This is a genomic window from Pseudarthrobacter oxydans, assembly GCF_013314975.1.
Lineage (GTDB): Bacteria > Actinomycetota > Actinomycetes > Actinomycetales > Micrococcaceae > Arthrobacter > Arthrobacter oxydans.
In genome coordinates this window covers 12,465-28,180 of sequence record NZ_JABTYH010000018.1, presented here as the reverse complement: position 1 = coordinate 28,180, position 15,716 = coordinate 12,465, and the positions used below count along the sequence as shown (strand labels likewise).

Here is a 15,716-nt window from a genome sequence, read left to right as displayed (position 1 = left end):
ATACCTGCAAGCACCAGGGGCAGGCTCAGGTGATGTCCAGATTTTAGGATCGCCGAAGGGCCCGGTCAACAGCTTTTTGGCGGCCTGGCCCGTCGACTGCGCGGCCGCCTGCCAGGGGAGTGCAGTTAGCGGAGCAGCTCCACGTCCGAGACCAGCTCGATGTGGGCCAGCATGGCCTCCGCCGCCCCCTCAGCGTCCTGGCTCCGGATGGCATCGGCAATCTTGCGGTGCGAGGCGAGCGACTGCCCGGGCCTTGCAGCCACCGTGACCGCCGGGGCGAAGTAGCATGCCGACGACGGAAAAGGTGCGGCACCTGGGCGCGGCTGAACTGCTGGACAACGTGGTGGACCGCGGTTCCTTCGTTTCCTGGGATGCGCCGGCACGGGAACCCGAGGTCTCCGCAGAGTACTTCCGCGACCTGGCAATAGCCCGGGAGCGGAGCGGGACCGACGAGTCCGTGATCACGGGCGCCGGGCTCATCAGGGGGCGCCGGGTGGCGGTGATCGTCAGCGAATTCTCCTTCCTGGCCGGCTCCATCGGCCACGCCGCGGCGGAGCGGATCGTAGCCGCCGTCGAACGGGCCACCGCCGAGGGGCTGCCGCTGCTCGCCGGGCCCGCCTCCGGCGGCACCCGCATGCAGGAAGGGACACTGGCCTTCCTGTCCATGGTGAAGATCACCGGGGCCGTCCGGGCCCACCGCCAGGCCGGGCTGCCGTACCTCGTCTACCTGCGGCACCCCACCACCGGCGGCGTCATGGCCTCCTGGGGATCCCTGGGCCACATCAACGTGGCCGAACCCGGGGCACTGCTGGGGTTCCTCGGCCCCCGGGTTTACGAGGCGCTGTACGGGGAGGCTTTCCCTGCAGACGTGCAAACTTCGGAGAACCTGTTCAGCAAGGGACTGATCGACGGCGTTGTGGAGCCCGGCCAGCTTGCCGGCCTGGTGGCCCGGGCCCTGGACATCCTGTGCGGGGAGAAGGCCGCCCTTCCGCAGGCGCCTGCCACGCTCGCGGTGCGGCCCGCTGCTGCGGACGCCTGGACCTCCATCGGCATTTCCCGGCATCCCCGGCGTCCCGACCTGAGGCAGCTCCTGAAATTTGGTGCCGTCGATGCGCTGCCGCTCAACGGGACGGGCCAGGGGGAGAAGGACCCCGGGCTGCTGCTGGCCCTGGCGCGCTTCGGCGGGCAGTCCTGCATCGTCCTGGGCCACGCCCGCCCGCTGCGCAAGGCCGCCGCCGGCATGGGCCCCGGTTCACTGCGGGAAGCCCGGCGCGGCATGAAACTTGCGGAGGAGCTGAGGCTGCCGCTGCTCACCGTCATCGATACTGCGGGTGCGGCGCTCTCGCAGGAGGCGGAGGAAGGCGGACTGGCAGGAGAGATTGCGCGGTCCCTGCACGAACTCATCGGGCTGGCCGCGCCGTCAGTCTCGGTGCTGCTGGGCCAGGGGTCCGGGGGAGGGGCGCTGGCGCTGCTGCCCGCGGACAGGACCATCGCGGCACAGCACAGCTGGCTGTCCCCCCTGCCTCCCGAGGGTGCCAGTGCCATCGTGCACCGCACCGTGGAGCATGCACCCGCGATGGCCCAGGCGCAGGGGGTGAATGTGGCGTCCCTTTATGCCCACGGCCTGGTGGACCACATCGTGGACGAGCGCGATGACGCCTCGCTGGAACCCCGTGAGTTCTGCGTGCGGATGGCCCGGGCCATCGAATACGAGCTGGCGTCGATCGCCGGTCTTCCCGTGGATGGGCTCATCGCCGCGCGGTCAGCGAAGTACCGCAACCTCGGCGCGCGGTGAGCTGACCGCGCACCGCGGAGGCCGCCGTCGGACTCAAGACCGGCTGCGCTCTACGGGAGGAATCGCTGTGCCCGGCTGCGCTGCACCCGCCTTCTTCCGGTTCCGCCGCCCTACTTCCGTTGCCGCAGCCGTGCGCGGTGGGCGTTCCTGCGGAGCTGGAGGATGCGGGCGCCGCCGGCCATGGCAACCAGGACCCCTCCGGTCACGCTGGCAATAAACAGCGCCATGCCCAGCGGCACAAGACCTTCCAGGCCGAAGTACCGGACGGCCACCTGGTCCTGGTTCTGGAGGATGAAGATGATCAGCAGGATCAGGAGCACCAGGGCCGCTACGACTGCCGCCCACACAACCCCCGCCCGGGTCACCCTTGGCTGGTCTGCAGCGGCCGATGGCTGTGGCGCAGGCGTGCCCGTGCTTGCCGGCGGGGCCGCGTCCGGACGGGCCAGGGCGGAGTCCGCGGTGGAATCCGCGGGGGAGGGCGTGCGGGCCGGCGCGGAGGGGATGCCGGCGTGGTTCCCGGTTCCCGGTTCCGGCTGTCCTGCGGATGGGTAGTTTCCGGTACTCATGCTGGTTCCCTTCGTCACGTGCAGATAATAAGCATGCTTATGGTTCAACCATAGTGGGAGGGTTTGCCGCAGCACAATGCGGGACGCGCTCCGGCCTGCCGCCGGCCAGGAAAGATGGGAAGGGCCTTCAGCGAAGACCCTTCCGTTGACCTTGACGCGGCCTCAGACCCTCTCCTTGCTCCGTTCAGCTGAACGGGTGCCCGGCGTCCGTGTCTTCCGCCAGTCCGGGAATGCCCAGAACGTGAAGTCCTGTGCCTTGACCGGCTTCTCCGGAGTTTCCGCCGGGGCTTCGTGCTTTGCCTCGGGCTTGCTGTCGGATTCTTTCCTGATGCCCCACCCGAAGTCCTTGCTGGATGAATAGCACATCACAGACCTCCTCACAGTGACTGCCCTTTAATCGTCCTCCTGATCCGCGGCGGAGTCGACACTTTTGCGCAACGCACGGCCCGGCTTCCTGTGCCCATGCCCGCCGGCGCTCGTGCTCTACGTCGCGGTCACCCGCCGGCGACGACGTCGTCGGCCTCCTGTGGACGGTGGAACTCGCACGGTCCATGGTGCCGGAGCTGCAGGAGGCAGGTCCGTCCGGTGGGGAGATGGACCAGGGCGCAGCGGCCCCGCCCGGCCAGGTCCTCCCTGATCGTTGCGTTGCTGAGGTCCGGCCTGGCGCCGTCCGGTTGAGGAAGCACCCCGCCGGCAGGCGTGCTGGAATTTTCAGCTTTCATAAGGGAACTCCTCGTCGAGCAGTGGCTGGCGGAAGGGTGCCGCGGCCTGGCACGGGCACAAGTCTGCTCCCCGCGGGTTACAGGCGCATTAAGCGGGCGTAAGGAGGAGGTCAACAACTGGCCCGGCTGGACAAACATGCTGGTCAGAAGCCCAGCTGGCGCGCCACCCGCAGCAGGAGGGACTCTGATCCCGGAGGTCCCAGAAGCTGGATTCCCATCGGCAGCCCCAGCCCTGGCGCCCCGCCGGTCCAGTGCACGGGGAGCGTGATGGCCGGCAGTCCGCAGACGTTCACCATGGAGGACCAGGGAGCGTATTCGCACTGTTTGCGGTAATCGCCGTCGGCATCTCCCGGCCACTGCGCGGCGGGCCAGCGGTCAGTGCCGTGCATGGCACCGGTAAACCAGCCCACAGGGCGCGGTGCCTGGGCGAGCGACGGCATGAGCATCAGGTCCCACTGCGCGTACTGCGCCACGGTGTCTTGCTGGAACTGGCGCAGGAATGCGAGGGACTCGGCGAGTTTGGCCGGGCTCCGCTGCTGGGCGCGGCGCCGGAAGGTGCGGGTGAGGGGCGCCAGCAGGGCCTCGCGGTGGGGGCTGATCCTGGCCGCGCCCACTGCGGCTGTCCATGCCGACGTGAAGGCGTCCGGGTACCGGTTGTCGTACCGGATGGAAGCGTCGCTGAGGGCATGCCCGGCATGTTCCAGCAGGTCCCCGCCCACCCGGAGGGCATCCAGCGCATCCTGCTCCGGGATGAAGGGGAAGGTGCCGGACCACGGGCTGTCCAGGCTGATGCCGATCCGCAGCCGCGGAGGCTCCTGGCCTACCGCTGCAAGGTAGCCGCCATCCGGCCTGCCTGCCGCGCCAGGTGCCGCCAGGGCGTCCATCATGAGCGCCGCATCCACGGAGTCCCGGGCGATGGGACCGGCCACCACCAGCCGCGCGGGATCACCAGCGCTTTCACCGGCCGGGACCACACCGCGGCCCGGCTTGAGCCCTACCAGCCCGCAGGCGGCTGCGGGGATCCGGACCGAGCCGCCGCCGTCGGTGCCTGGGGCGAAAGGCAGGAGTCCCGCTGCCACGGCTGCAGCGCTGCCGCCGGAAGAGCCCCCTGAGCTTCGGCTCAGGGCATGGGGATTGCGCGACGGAGGCGCAATCCGGTTTTCGCTGTAGGCCGTCAGCCCGAATTCGGGAACCTGGGTCTTGCCCAGGGGGGTCACGCCCGCTTCCTTGAGCAGGGCAACCAGGGGGCCGTCCGCGGGTGCCGGCTTATGGTCCAGGGCCGCACTGCCGTGGGTGGTCACCACACCCGCCACGTCGGTGAGGTCCTTGAAAGCCAGGGGCATGCCGTGGAGCAGGGGCAGTTCCCCGGAAGGGGTGTGGGAACGCGCCGAGTCGGCGGTGCGGGCGTCCGCCATCGCCTGTTCCGCCGTCACCGTAATGAAAGCGCCCAGCAGCGGGTTCTGCTGTTCGATCCTGGCCAGGAAATGCGCCGCGGCCTCCGCCGCTGACACCTGCCCCTTCCGCAGGAGATCCCGGAGGGCGACGGCCGGCAGTTCGTGGAGTTCAGGCAAGGCCGCACGCCTCCACGCCAGGGCAGTGCCGTGGCGGGAAGCTGCGGCTTCCGGCAGTGGCCGGGGCGGGCTGCGCAGGGAACAACGGTTCCTCCTAGGGTCACTCAGAAGCTTAACGTGGGCCGGGCCTGCCGCCAGGTGGAGGCGGAAGCACTAGGCTTTAATCCGACACCGATCCGCGAAGGCAGGACCCTCCATGAGCGATTTCGACAACGTCCCCGTCGGCGACATCCCCGATGACGCCGTCATCCTAGACGTCCGCGAGGACTACGAGTGGGTGGCAGGCCATGCAGATGGTGCCCTCCACATTCCCATGGACCAGCTCCCGGCGCGGCTGGATGAACTCGATCCGGACGAGGATGTCTACGTCATCTGCCGCACCGGCGGGCGCTCCTTCCGCGCTGCGCAGTGGCTTACCGGCCAGGGCTATACCGCCATCAACGTTTCCGGCGGGATGGACATGTGGCTGGAGGCCGGCAAGCCGCTCGTCTCGGACAACGGCCTGAAGCCGATGGTGCTCTAGCAGGGAGGCTTGGACCCGGGCATGTCCCGGCTGCAGCTTCTGCCGGCGCTCCCGTCGGCGCTGATCCCGTAAAGGAATGTGTATGTCCGCGTCCTCCCCCACCTATGCCTTCCTGGGGCCACAGGGTACCTTCACCGAGGCAGCCCTCCTGCAGGTGCCGGACGCCGGGCAGGCCACCCGCGTCCCGGCCTCGAACGTCAACGCTGCACTGGACTGGGTGCGCGACGGATCAGTCCACGCCGCGATGGTCCCGATCGAAAACTCCGTTGAAGGCGGCGTCACCGCCACCCTCGACGCGATCGCCGGCGGTGGCGAGCTGCGGATTATCCGCGAAGTCCTGGTGCCCATCAGCTTCGTGCTGGTGGCAAGGCCCGGAGTCCGCTTGGCCGACGTGCGGCGGGTATCAACCCACGGCCATGCCTGGGCACAGTGCCGCCTGTGGATGGACGCAAATATTCCGTCAGCAGAATATGTTCCCGGCCCGTCCACGGCTGCCTCAGCCCTGGGGCTCCTTGAAGAGGACTGCCATTATGACGCCGCCATTTGCGCTCCGTTGGTGGCCCGGGAGCAGCCCGGACTCTCGGTGTTGGCTGAGGATATCGGCGACAACCCGGACGCCGTGACCCGTTTTATCCTGGTCAGCCGGCCGGGTGTCCTGCCCGCGCGCACAGGTGCGGACAAGACCACGCTGGTGGTCCCGCTCCCCGAGGACCGGCCCGGCGCCCTCATGGAAATCCTCGACCAGTTCGCCAGCCGGGGAGTGAACCTCAGCCGCATCGAGTCCCGGCCCACCGGACAGTACCTCGGGGACTACTTCTTCAGCATCGACGCCGACGGGCACGTGGGCGACGAACGGATGGCCGACGCCCTGGCCGGGCTCCACCGCATCAGTCCCGCCACCCGCTTCCTGGGGTCATATCCGCGGGCCGACTTGCAGGCAGCACCGGTTGAGCCGCACACTGCTGACCAGGCCTTCCAATCGGCACGGGCGTGGGTGGCAGGCATTCTCCGGCCTGCAGGAGAGCCCGCCGAAAACGGTTCCTCCGCTTCGCCCAAAGCGTAGGTGAATGCCGTTCCAAGTACTTCCGCGGGTTGTGGACAATGCGTATGCTTACTTGATCCACACGGGGGATGGCCCCTAGCGAAGGGAGCGCGTCATGACTGCCAGCGGCACCGACAACGACGGCCAGGGGATGATCGTCAACCCCCGGCCCACTGCCGACAACCAGGACTGGGACGGGGACGACGCCGACCGTGCTGACCGCCTGCGCTTCGAAGAAGAGCAGGCCATGATCCGGGAGCAGTCCGAGGCCCACGCGGCGGCTAAGGCGGCGGAGGTAAAGAAGCGCAATAGCGAATAGCCGCTAATCCTGGCCCTTGACCCGGATCAGCAGGGAGCGCGGCTCCACCTGGACGGTGAGCCTGGTGGCTTCACCGGCCGTATCACCGTCCAGCTGGATGGCCATCGGTTCGGGACATTTGATGACCACCCTTCCGGACCGGTAGACGGTCATGACGGGCAGTTTCCCGCTGTGCTTGAACATGATCTTGACGTACATCAGCAGCCAGCCGAGGGCACTGCGGGGGCTCATCACCACCACGTCCAGCATGCCGTCGTCAATCATGGCCTGCGGAATGAAATCGATGCCGCCCGGGATCAGGCCGCAGTTCGCGAACAGGACGCTGCGGATGTTCCGGACCTGCTCCGGGCTGCCGTCCAGGGAGATCGAGACCTTCTTCCGGCGTCCGGGCAAATGCCGCATGCCTGCCTCGGTATACGCCAGCCAGCCCACAGCCTTTTTTAGGCCGGCGTTGGTGTCGGCGAGGATTTCAGCGTCCATGCCGATACCGGCGATCACCAGGAACACGTGCTCGGAGGAGCTGCCGGTGCGTGAGTTTTCGACGCCCATCCGGGCAGTGTCGATATGGCGCTGCCGGCCGAACAGGGCGGTGTTGACGTTGGCGTGCAGGTCGTTCAGGTCCAGGTCCACGTTCCGCGCCAGGAGGTTGCCCGTGCCCAGCGGAATCAGGCCCATGGCCACGTTGGTGTGCACCAGGGACTCGGCCACCACGCGGACGGTCCCGTCGCCGCCGCCCACCAGGACGACGTCGGGCCTGGAGGCGAGGGCGGCCGCCACCTGCGAGTAGCCGGGGTCCTCCGCCGTCGTTTCGAAAAAGACGGGGTCCTCCCAGCCTGCCGCAAGGCAGCCTCGCTGGATGAGGCGTTTCGCTTCGTCCGACTGTGCCTTGATGGGGTTGAGGATCACCGCGACACGCTGTTCGGTGAGGCCCGGATCCTGGGCATCGCCGCCCACGGTACTGCGGATGTGCAGGGCCTTGAGCCTGCGCACGCCCCACCAGCTGGAGATGGCAAACGCAAGGGCCACCCCGGTCAGCAGGTACAGGATCCAGTCGCTCATGGTGCCTCAACAGTAGCCCGGCGGAAGCCGGGCGGGCCCGCCCGTCCGCTGCCGCCCGCCGTCGCGCGCGGGATTGGATACCCTTGTGTGGTGATCGACGTAAAAGACCTCAGCGAAAACCCGGACAAATACCGTGCCAGCCAGCGTGCCCGCCGCGCGGACGAGTCAGTGGTGGACGCGATCATCTCCGCGGATTCCGCGCGCCGGGCGGCGCTGATCCGCTTCGAGAACCTCCGGGCCGAGCAGAACGCGTTCGGCAAGAAGGTAGCCCAGGCGAAGGGCGACGAAAAGAAGGCCCTGCTGGCGGAAGTCAAGGAGCTGGCCAACGCGGTCAAGGCTGCCTCCGCCGAGGCCGATGCCGCGCAGAGCAAGCAGGATGAGCTGCTTCGCACCATCCCCAACGTCATTGAGGACGGCGTACCCGAGGGCGGCGAGGACGACTACGTGGTGGTCAAGACGGTGGGCACCCCGCGTGAATTCCCCGACTTTGAGCCCAGGGACCACCTTGAAATCGGTGAACTGATCGGCGCCATTGACATGGAGCGCGGCGCGAAGGTTTCCGGTGCCCGCTTCTACTTCCTCCGCGGCGTTGGTGCCCGGCTGGAGATGGCGCTGCTGCAGATGGCCATGGACCAGGCCATCGAAGCCGGCTTCGTCCCGATGATCACGCCCACGCTGGTGCGCCCGGAGACCATGCAGGGCACGGGCTTCGACGTAAAGCACGACGCCGAGATCTATCGTCTTGCCGAAGACGACCTTTACCTGGTGGGCACCTCGGAAGTCGCGCTGGCCGGGTACCACGCGGACGAGATTCTGGACTTCTCCGACGGCCCCATCCGCTACGCGGGCCAGAGCTCCTGCTACCGCCGCGAAGCCGGCTCGCACGGCAAGGACACCCGCGGCATCATCCGGGTCCACCAGTTCAACAAGGTGGAAATGTTCATCTACACAACGGTGGAAGAGGCCGCCGCCGAGCACCAGCGGCTGCTGGCGTGGGAAGAGGAAATGCTGGCCAAGTGCGAGCTGCCCTACCGGGTGATCGACACTGCAGCCGGTGACCTTGGCACCTCCGCCGCACGGAAGTACGACTGCGAGGCCTGGGTCCCCACCCAGGGCGCGTACCGTGAGCTGACCTCCACGTCCAACTGCACCACCTTCCAGGCCCGCCGCCTGAACATCCGCGAACGCGCGGTGAATCCGGAGGGGGTTGCCAAGGGCACCCGCGCTGTGGCCACCCTGAACGGCACGCTGGCCACCACCCGCTGGATTGTGGCGCTGCTGGAGCACCACCAGAACGCGGACGGCTCGGTCAACGTGCCCAAGGCGCTGCAGAAGTACCTGGGTGGCCTTGAGGTCCTCCCGGTCCTGTAGCTTCCGCTCCTCCTGCGCCCGCATATGGACGTTGCACCCGCGTATGGACGTTGCACCCGCTAACGGACGTTGCACCCGCGAACCCGCGGGTGCAACGTCCATTAGCGGGTGCTTCCTGTATTTTCGGGCGTGTTCGCTAAGCCCGCCTGCCGCAGGCATGCTTCAAACCGCGCAGGATCAGCGGCTGTCGCCCAATCCCATCGGACGACCCGGAACCCCGCCGCCCGGAGTTTGTCCTCGCGTTTCTTCTCCGCAAGGACGGCCTGGCGCGCCGTTTGAACTCCCAGGAACTCGTCGCGCAGATACTTGGCGGCGCCGTCGAACTCCCCAATCAACCGGTGGCGGGGCCAGAGGAAGTCAGTTCGAGCAATGAGGACCCCTCCCACATGCACTTTTGCCTGCAGGAGGGGAGCCGGGAACCCGAGAACATGCATCTGCGCCCTGCTCAGTGACTCGCCCGGCGACTCCGCGTCCGTCTCCGCGAAATCAAGGACCTGGGTGACCCACCTGCGCCTTGCCTCCGAGGTGAGCAGGGAGGCCTGCCTGAGCAGATCCTCTCTGCCCAGGTGGGGGCCGGAAGCACGCCGCCGGCTCATGGCGTGGTCGGCCAGGACCACTCCGGCCGCGAAGTTTTCCCTGGCAATGACGCCCACCACTGTTTCCGGTAAGGGCGTCACCAAAAGGTTCTTGTGGCGGACTGCCGCTGTTGGTCCGGGGTGCCGGCGGACGCCGTAGGAGGTGATCCGTTCCAGTCCGGTTTCTCCCGAGTACCGCCGGGCAGCGGACGTTGTTGGGACGCAGCGGCCGACGTGCCCCCTCGATGCTCCTGACAGGTGGACGAAGCCCGGCACTTCCAGCAGATTCAGGTCCCACACAACAGCAGCCGTATGCAGGCAGAACGTTGACTGCGGCAGTTCAAGGTCCACTGCCAGGACTGTCTGGCGGTACCTTTCCCCAGGGCGGCAGCGAAATCCACTCTTCTTTTGATGCGTAGATGCCCTTCCTGACGCGGACCAGCTCGCCGCGGGCATAACGGCGGCTGAGCGAGCGGACGTCTCCAGTGCTGCGGCGGACGCTGCCGGCGTGAATCAGGTGCATGCGACTATCGTCTGGCTGACTGCAGGACCGTTGAAGCGTGGAGCCGGTGCATGTGGATAAGTGCACGTGGCGGTGCGCACCCCGGAACAGTCAAAGCACCCGCGAACGCCGGGGTGCGGGGTCCGGAAGGCGGTGTCCCGCAGGGTGTGACCGCATGGCCGCAGCAAACCAGCGAGTGTTAATGCGGTGTTCAACATATCTGTGGCCTGCGTCCTAGCGCCGTGGTGGGTCGTCTGCTTCACTATGTGAATGACAACGCTGACTGAAACCTCAGTCGCCGGCAACGATGACCGGCGAGACGACCACAACAACACTAACGGGCACAAGCTCATGGTCGCCCTGGACGTGGACGGCACGCTGGTGGACCACGACGGCCACATGTCCCCGGGCGTCCGCGAATCGGCGCAGGCCGTGGTGGCTGCCGGGCACGAGGTCATGATCGCCACAGGCCGGTCCCTCAACGCCACCTTGCCCATCATCGAAAAGATCGGGATCGAGCGCGGCTACGCTGTCTGCTGCAACGGCGGTGTCACCCTGCGCCTGCACCCCGGGCTGGAGGGCGGCTATGAGGTCATCCACAAAGCCACCTTCGATCCCGGACCCGCCCTCCGCGCGCTCCGGGAACGGCTCCCCTCGGCCAAGTACGCGCTGGAGGATGCTGACGGGAACTTCCTGTCCACCGAACGCTTCCAGGACCCCAGTTTCGGCGTCGAGGCTGTCGGCGTCGATTTCCACACCATGCTCGAAGCCACGGCCGTGCGCGTGGTGGTCTTCAGCACGGAGAACACCCCGGAAGAGTTCAACGAAGCGATCGAACACGTGGGCCTCGCCGGAGTCACCTATTCCGTGGGCTGGACGGCCTGGCTGGACATCGCCGCGGCCGGCGTGACCAAAGCGAGTGCACTGGAGAACCTCCGTGGGAGGCTTGGCATTGAGCAGCACCTCACGGTGGCCATCGGCGACGGCCGCAACGACATCGAGATGCTGACCTGGGCCGGGCGTGGCGTGGCCATGGGGCAGGCGCCCGAGGAAGTCATCGCCGCCGCGGACGAGGTCACCCACTCAGTGTTCGACGACGGCGCCGCCCACGTGCTGCGCAGCCTGCTCTGACGCAGCACAAGGCAGAATGGACAGCATGACCCTCACCACGTTCGCCCTCATCCGCCACGGCCAGACAGACTGGAATGCGCAGCGCCGGCTGCAGGGATCCACGGACATTCCCCTGAACGACGTCGGCCGGGCCCAGGCGCGGGACGCCGTCGCTGTGCTGTCCGCCTACGAATGGGACGCGATCGTATCCTCGCCCCTGAGCAGGGCCGCCGAAACCGCGGACCTGATCGCGGCCGGGCTGGGCCTCAGCGATGTCCGCCGCGTCCCGGAACTGACGGAACGCAGCTTTGGCCCGGCCGAGGGCCTGCAGGCCGGTCCCGAGCTGGAGGCGTTGCGCATTCCCGGCGGCTTCCGCGGCGCCGAAAGCGAGGACGAGGCTGCGGACCGGGGACTGGCAGCCCTGGAGGCACTCGCCGAGGAATTCCGCGGCAGCCGGCTCCTCGTCGTCGCCCACGGGACGCTCCTGCGGGTCAGCCTCAGCCGCGCCGTGGGGAGCACCCTGACCAGCATCGACAACGCGGTCCTGAACCTGGCGCACCACCATGCCATCGACGGCTGGCAGCTGGAGTACTTCAACGGCGAACCGGTGATGGCCGCAACGCAGCGCTAAGGCAGGCAGCCGCTAGCGCACCTCAAGGATCAGGGCCAGCAGCCTTGCCGCCGCAGGCCGGGCCGCGTGCTCCTCGTTCCACTGCGCCCGCGCCACTGCCTTGCTGACGGCCTGCGTGGTGATGCCCAGCTCCTGGGCCACCGCCTTCTGCTGGCCGCGGACGCCGGGGGTCATCAGGTCGAGAACCCGCCACTCGGCCCCGGACCGGTCCCGCACAATATGCCCCAGCAGCCGCAGCACGGCCTCGGCGTCGTGGGCTATGTCCGCCAGCGGGCCCTCCACCGCAACGGGCACCCGCTCCTTGCTGTTGCGGAGCCGGTCCACGGCACGCCGCGCATACACCAGCCCGTGGCCCGAGGCGTCCTTGATCTGGTTGGGCAACGGCTCGTTGACGGGCCCGACGCCGATCCCCACGTACCAGGAACCGCACCGCAGCGCGATCATCGCTGCCTCCACCGCCTGGTGGGGGCAGTCCACGATGCCCTGGACCTCGTCCTCCACCGAACGGTCGAAGTCGAGGCGCGCAGGAATGTGCCGCAGGTCCTTGAGCAGCTGCGGCACGCGGTCGCCATCGCGCCGGCTATCCGTCTGGTTGATTGTCAGCGTGAACATTTGAATCCAAAGACTACCGGTTGGTAGCAGCCCCAAGGCAAGCGGGGTTGCCTCGGGCTGGCCCATCTGGTGCGATGGGGGAACGGCCGCACCTGCCGGATGGCGACAGCGGGGGAGCACGCTACGTGAGGACGGTTATGACCAGCAGCATGGGGCACGACGAACTTGAACTTGTGGACAGCTGGTGGCGCGCCGCCAACTACCTTTCCGTCGGGCAGATCTACCTCCGCTCCAACCCGCTGCTGCGCGAACCGCTGAAGGCCGAGCACACGAAATCCCGGCTGCTGGGCCACTGGGGCACCACCCCCGGGTTGAACTTCGTCTATGCCCACCTGAACCGCGTCATCCGCCGCGACTCCGCCGAGATGCTCTTCGTGGCAGGTCCCGGCCATGGCGGCCCCGCCGTCGTCGCCAACGCCTGGCTGGAAGGCACCTACTCCGAGATCTACGGTCATGTGGGCAATGACGCCGACGGCATGGCAGAGCTCTTCCGGCAGTTTTCCTACCCGGGCGGCATCCCCAGCCACGCGGCCCCCGAGACCCCCGGCTCCATCAGCGAGGGCGGCGAACTGGGGTACTCCCTGGCCCACGCGTACGGATCGGTGCTGGACAATCCCCAGCTGGTCACCGCCGTCGTCATTGGCGACGGGGAAGCCGAAACCGGCCCGCTCGCCGCCAGCTGGCACTCGCACAACTTCCTGGACCCTGCCGCGGACGGTGCCGTGCTGCCCATCCTGCACCTGAACGGCTACAAGATCGCCAACCCCACCATCCTGGCGCGCATGCCGGAAGAGCAGCTGGAACAGCTGCTGCGCGGGTACGGCCATGAGCCGTATTTCGTCACGGTGAAGGATCCGGACAACACCGAACAGGCGCACAGGGACTTCGCCGAAGCGCTGGACCGGAGCCTTGCCGGCATCCGAGCCATCCAGGAATCGCGCCGGGCGCCGGAGGCCGGAACGGACGGGGCAGCGGATGTGGACGGTGCGCCGCGCTGGCCCATGATCGTCCTGCGCTCGCCGAAAGGTTGGACGGGACCCCGCGTGGTGGACGGGCTGCAGGTGGAAGGGACGTGGCGGAGCCACCAGGTTCCGCTCTCTGAGGTCCGCACCAACGGGGAGCATCTGAAGCAGCTGGAAGAGTGGCTGCAGTCCTACCGGCCTGCGGAATTGTTCGACGGCGACGGCCGGCTCCGGCCCGACGTCGCCGTGGCAGCGCCCGCCGGCTCCTTGAGGATGAGCGCCACGCCGCATGCCAACGGCGGGCTGCTCCGCAAGGCGCTGAAGCTGCCCGCGTACCGGGACCACGCCGTCGAGGTCCCGGAGCCCGGAACGGACCGCGTCAGCCCGATGATCACGCTCGGCTCGTGGATGCGGGACGTCATCTCGCTGAACATGGAGACCTTCCGGCTCTTCGGCCCGGACGAGACCGCGTCCAACCGCCTGCAGAACGTCTACGAGGTCACCGACAAGGTGTGGCAGTACCGGATTGACGACGTCGACGAGCACCTCGCGCGGTCCGGCAGAGTGATGGAGGTGCTCAGCGAACACCTGTGCCAGGGCTGGCTGGAGGGCTACCTCCTCACCGGCCGGCACGGCGTCTTCAGCTGCTACGAGGCCTTCATCCACATTGTCGACTCCATGTTCAACCAGCACGCCAAGTGGCTGAAGGTGCACCGGCAGCTGCCGTGGCGCCAGCCGGTGCCCTCGCTGAACTACCTGCTGTCCTCCCACGTCTGGCAGCAGGACCATAACGGGTTCTCGCACCAGGACCCAGGGTTCATTGACCACGCCGTGAACAAAAAGGCAGAGGTCATCCGGGTGTACCTGCCGGCCGACGCCAACACCCTGCTGTGCGTCATGGCCCACTGCCTGGCCTCCACGGACTACGTGAACATCGTGGTCAGCGGCAAACAGCCCTCGCCCACGTGGCTGGGCCCGGCCGACGCCGCCAACCACTGCCGCAGGGGGCTGGGCATCTGGGACTTCGCGGGGTCCGAGGTGCCCGGCGAGGAGCCCGACGTCGTGATGGCCTGCGCGGGCGACGTCCCCACGGTGGAGACCGTAGCCGCGGCGGAACTGCTGAAAGAGGGTGCGCCCGGGCTGAAAGTCCGGGTGGTGAACGTGGTGGACCTGATGCGGCTGCAGGACGAGAGCGAGCACCCCCACGGGCTTCCGGCGCGGGACTTCGACGGGATCTTCACGGCGGACAAGCCCATTATTTTTGCGTACCACGGCTATCCCGCGCTGATCCACCGGCTTGCCTACCGCCGCAACAACCAGGACGGGCTGCACGTGCGCGGCTACAAGGAAGAGGGAACCACCACCACGCCGTTCGACATGGCGATGCTGAACGGTATTGACCGGTTCCAGCTGGCCATCGACGCCATCGACCGCGTGCCCGGGTTGGCCGAGCGGCATTCATCCCTCCGCCAGAGCCTCCAGGACCGGCGGATGCGGGCGCGCGAACACACCCGCACGCACGGTGAGGACCCGGAGGAGATCCGGAACTGGACCCTCGGCTAGTTCCCCCTAGGCAACCAGCCCGTCGAGGCCGCAAGTCGGCAGGTGGATCCAGCCCTCCGTGCGGGCGGCTGCGGCGTGCGCCTCGTCCGGACCGGCCGTCAGTCCAAGGGCAACGGCGCGGGCCGTGAGCGCGGCGATGACGGCGTCGAACATGTCGTCCGAGCCGGCCAACCGGTCCCCGTAGCCGTTCAGGTCCAGCCAGGGGGCCTGTTCCCTGAGGGTTCCGAGGAGCACGGCAAGCCGTTCCGCCTCGGAGCTGCCGCGTCCCTTGTAGCCGCGGGCGTTCAGGCCCCAGATTTTCAGCGACGCGGCCGGATAGACCTCCGCAAGGCGTCCGGAACCGTCCCGGAGCTGCGGCCCGTGGAGTGCTGCGATCTTTGCCTGGATCACGGCGCACCGCATGGCCGGATGTGCCAGCCTGTCAGCGGAAACACTGAGCGGAATCAGGCGTGTCCGGCCCGTGACGAAGCGGTCCGTGTCCCGGTAGGCCAGCAGCCGCCGTCCCTCAATCCCGTCGTACTCCAGCACGGGTCCGGCGTCGAAGGCAAGGTGCCCGGCCAGGAAGGGAATGAGGGCGTCCGGCCAGCCAACCGGGCAGTCCACGCCGGTCATGTCGCTGGCACCGAAGAGGGGAACGATCTCCTCGTCCTGCACATCCAGCCCGAGGTGCACCAGCCGGGCTGATCCGCGGCTCCATTCGATGACGGCCACGGCCGTCTTCTTGGCAGCCGCGGCGAGGTCCACTCCGAGCGTCTTCACGTGACCAGACTCTACCGCCGGCCGCCCCGGCCTG

17 protein-coding genes are annotated in these 15,716 nt (G+C 67.9%); 8 read left to right on the top strand and 9 right to left on the bottom strand.

Going from position 1 to position 15,716, the window contains the following annotated elements; translation table 11 throughout:
• Nucleotides 1–125: 125 nt before the first annotated feature.
• On the bottom strand, nucleotides 126–263 hold the full coding sequence (locus tag HTS88_RS22410) for an FCD domain-containing protein (protein WP_251420810.1): 138 nt from the start codon (nucleotides 261–263) through the stop codon (nucleotides 126–128).
• 23 nt (nucleotides 264–286) lie between these two features.
• Here HTS88_RS22410 and HTS88_RS12905 point away from each other — a divergent pair, with 23 nt between their 5' ends.
• Nucleotides 287–1,795, top strand: coding sequence for a carboxyl transferase domain-containing protein (locus tag HTS88_RS12905; RefSeq protein WP_174178967.1), 1,509 nt, complete (start codon nucleotides 287–289; stop codon nucleotides 1,793–1,795).
• A gap of 110 nt (nucleotides 1,796–1,905) precedes the next feature.
• Here the strand turns inward: HTS88_RS12905 and HTS88_RS12900 are convergent, their stop codons facing one another.
• From HTS88_RS12900 to HTS88_RS12885, 4 genes are all read right to left on the bottom strand, one after another.
• Nucleotides 1,906–2,361, bottom strand: a complete 456-nt coding sequence (locus HTS88_RS12900; protein WP_246256283.1) for a LapA family protein — start codon at nucleotides 2,359–2,361, stop codon at nucleotides 1,906–1,908.
• A 162-nt stretch (nucleotides 2,362–2,523) separates the two neighbouring features.
• Nucleotides 2,524–2,727 carry a hypothetical protein gene (locus HTS88_RS12895; protein ID WP_174178965.1) on the bottom strand — a complete coding sequence of 68 codons (204 nt, stop codon included), beginning with the start codon at nucleotides 2,725–2,727 and terminating at the stop codon, nucleotides 2,524–2,526.
• A 128-nt stretch (nucleotides 2,728–2,855) separates the two neighbouring features.
• Complete coding sequence (locus HTS88_RS12890; protein ID WP_174178963.1) at nucleotides 2,856–3,083, bottom strand: hypothetical protein; 228 nt, start codon at nucleotides 3,081–3,083, stop codon at nucleotides 2,856–2,858.
• Nucleotides 3,084–3,226: 143 nt separating this feature from the next.
• Nucleotides 3,227–4,654, bottom strand: a complete 1,428-nt coding sequence (locus tag HTS88_RS12885; RefSeq protein ID WP_174178961.1) for an amidase — start codon at nucleotides 4,652–4,654, stop codon at nucleotides 3,227–3,229.
• A 196-nt stretch (nucleotides 4,655–4,850) separates the two neighbouring features.
• Here HTS88_RS12885 and HTS88_RS12880 point away from each other — a divergent pair, with 196 nt between their 5' ends.
• The 3 genes from HTS88_RS12880 (at nucleotide 4,851) to HTS88_RS12870 (ending at nucleotide 6,538) form a co-directional block, all read left to right on the top strand.
• Nucleotides 4,851–5,177: a rhodanese-like domain-containing protein gene (locus HTS88_RS12880; RefSeq protein ID WP_174178959.1), complete on the top strand. Its 327-nt coding sequence runs from the start codon at nucleotides 4,851–4,853 to the stop codon at nucleotides 5,175–5,177.
• Nucleotides 5,178–5,259: 82 nt separating this feature from the next.
• Nucleotides 5,260–6,240 carry a prephenate dehydratase gene (pheA, locus tag HTS88_RS12875; RefSeq protein ID WP_174178957.1) on the top strand — a complete coding sequence of 327 codons (981 nt, stop codon included), beginning with the start codon at nucleotides 5,260–5,262 and terminating at the stop codon, nucleotides 6,238–6,240.
• A gap of 94 nt (nucleotides 6,241–6,334) precedes the next feature.
• Nucleotides 6,335–6,538 (top strand): hypothetical protein, encoded by a 204-nt coding sequence (locus HTS88_RS12870; protein WP_174178955.1) that lies wholly within the window; start codon nucleotides 6,335–6,337, stop codon nucleotides 6,536–6,538.
• A gap of 3 nt (nucleotides 6,539–6,541) precedes the next feature.
• Here the strand turns inward: HTS88_RS12870 and HTS88_RS12865 are convergent, their stop codons facing one another.
• Complete coding sequence (locus tag HTS88_RS12865) at nucleotides 6,542–7,597, bottom strand: diacylglycerol/lipid kinase family protein (RefSeq protein WP_174178953.1); 1,056 nt, start codon at nucleotides 7,595–7,597, stop codon at nucleotides 6,542–6,544.
• Between the two features lie 90 nt (nucleotides 7,598–7,687).
• On the opposite strand from HTS88_RS12865, the gene serS reads away from it, so the two are divergent.
• Entirely contained in the window at nucleotides 7,688–8,968 is a 1,281-nt protein-coding gene (serS, locus tag HTS88_RS12860) for a serine--tRNA ligase (protein WP_174178950.1), read from the top strand.
• A 101-nt stretch (nucleotides 8,969–9,069) separates the two neighbouring features.
• Here serS and HTS88_RS12855 read toward each other — a convergent pair whose 3' ends face one another.
• Entirely contained in the window at nucleotides 9,070–9,894 is an 825-nt protein-coding gene (locus HTS88_RS12855) for a hypothetical protein (RefSeq protein ID WP_174178948.1), read from the bottom strand.
• A 421-nt stretch (nucleotides 9,895–10,315) separates the two neighbouring features.
• On the opposite strand from HTS88_RS12855, the gene HTS88_RS12850 reads away from it, so the two are divergent.
• Both HTS88_RS12850 and HTS88_RS12845 read left to right on the top strand, forming a co-directional pair.
• Complete coding sequence (locus HTS88_RS12850) at nucleotides 10,316–11,176, top strand: HAD family hydrolase (protein ID WP_174178946.1); 861 nt, start codon at nucleotides 10,316–10,318, stop codon at nucleotides 11,174–11,176.
• 25 nt (nucleotides 11,177–11,201) lie between these two features.
• Nucleotides 11,202–11,786: a histidine phosphatase family protein gene (locus HTS88_RS12845; RefSeq protein WP_174178943.1), complete on the top strand. Its 585-nt coding sequence runs from the start codon at nucleotides 11,202–11,204 to the stop codon at nucleotides 11,784–11,786.
• A gap of 12 nt (nucleotides 11,787–11,798) precedes the next feature.
• Here the strand turns inward: HTS88_RS12845 and HTS88_RS12840 are convergent, their stop codons facing one another.
• Nucleotides 11,799–12,398: a hypothetical protein gene (locus tag HTS88_RS12840; RefSeq protein WP_066273089.1), complete on the bottom strand. Its 600-nt coding sequence runs from the start codon at nucleotides 12,396–12,398 to the stop codon at nucleotides 11,799–11,801.
• 137 nt (nucleotides 12,399–12,535) lie between these two features.
• Here HTS88_RS12840 and HTS88_RS12835 point away from each other — a divergent pair, with 137 nt between their 5' ends.
• Nucleotides 12,536–14,923, top strand: a complete 2,388-nt coding sequence (locus HTS88_RS12835; RefSeq protein WP_174178941.1) for a phosphoketolase family protein — start codon at nucleotides 12,536–12,538, stop codon at nucleotides 14,921–14,923.
• 6 nt (nucleotides 14,924–14,929) lie between these two features.
• On the opposite strand, the gene HTS88_RS12830 is transcribed toward HTS88_RS12835, so the two are convergent.
• Nucleotides 14,930–15,682, bottom strand: a complete 753-nt coding sequence (locus HTS88_RS12830) for a DUF429 domain-containing protein (protein ID WP_174178939.1) — start codon at nucleotides 15,680–15,682, stop codon at nucleotides 14,930–14,932.
• Between the last annotated feature and the right edge of the window lie 34 nt (nucleotides 15,683–15,716).

Coding starts and splice junctions, on each gene's coding strand:
- HTS88_RS12890 (WP_174178963.1), bottom strand. CDS start 3,083: ATGAAAGCTGAAAATTCCAGCACGCCTGCCGGCGGGGTGCTTCCTCAA.
- HTS88_RS12845 (WP_174178943.1), top strand. CDS start 11,202: ATGACCCTCACCACGTTCGCCCTCATCCGCCACGGCCAGACAGACTGG.
- HTS88_RS12835 (WP_174178941.1), top strand. CDS start 12,536: ATGACCAGCAGCATGGGGCACGACGAACTTGAACTTGTGGACAGCTGG.
- HTS88_RS12905 (WP_174178967.1), top strand. CDS start 287: ATGCCGACGACGGAAAAGGTGCGGCACCTGGGCGCGGCTGAACTGCTG.
- HTS88_RS12895 (WP_174178965.1), bottom strand. CDS start 2,727: ATGTGCTATTCATCCAGCAAGGACTTCGGGTGGGGCATCAGGAAAGAA.
- HTS88_RS12880 (WP_174178959.1), top strand. CDS start 4,851: ATGAGCGATTTCGACAACGTCCCCGTCGGCGACATCCCCGATGACGCC.
- HTS88_RS12840 (WP_066273089.1), bottom strand. CDS start 12,398: ATGTTCACGCTGACAATCAACCAGACGGATAGCCGGCGCGATGGCGAC.
- HTS88_RS12870 (WP_174178955.1), top strand. CDS start 6,335: ATGACTGCCAGCGGCACCGACAACGACGGCCAGGGGATGATCGTCAAC.
- HTS88_RS12850 (WP_174178946.1), top strand. CDS start 10,316: ATGACAACGCTGACTGAAACCTCAGTCGCCGGCAACGATGACCGGCGA.
- pheA (WP_174178957.1), top strand. CDS start 5,260: ATGTCCGCGTCCTCCCCCACCTATGCCTTCCTGGGGCCACAGGGTACC.
- HTS88_RS12900 (WP_246256283.1), bottom strand. CDS start 2,361: ATGAGTACCGGAAACTACCCATCCGCAGGACAGCCGGAACCGGGAACC.
- HTS88_RS12865 (WP_174178953.1), bottom strand. CDS start 7,597: ATGAGCGACTGGATCCTGTACCTGCTGACCGGGGTGGCCCTTGCGTTT.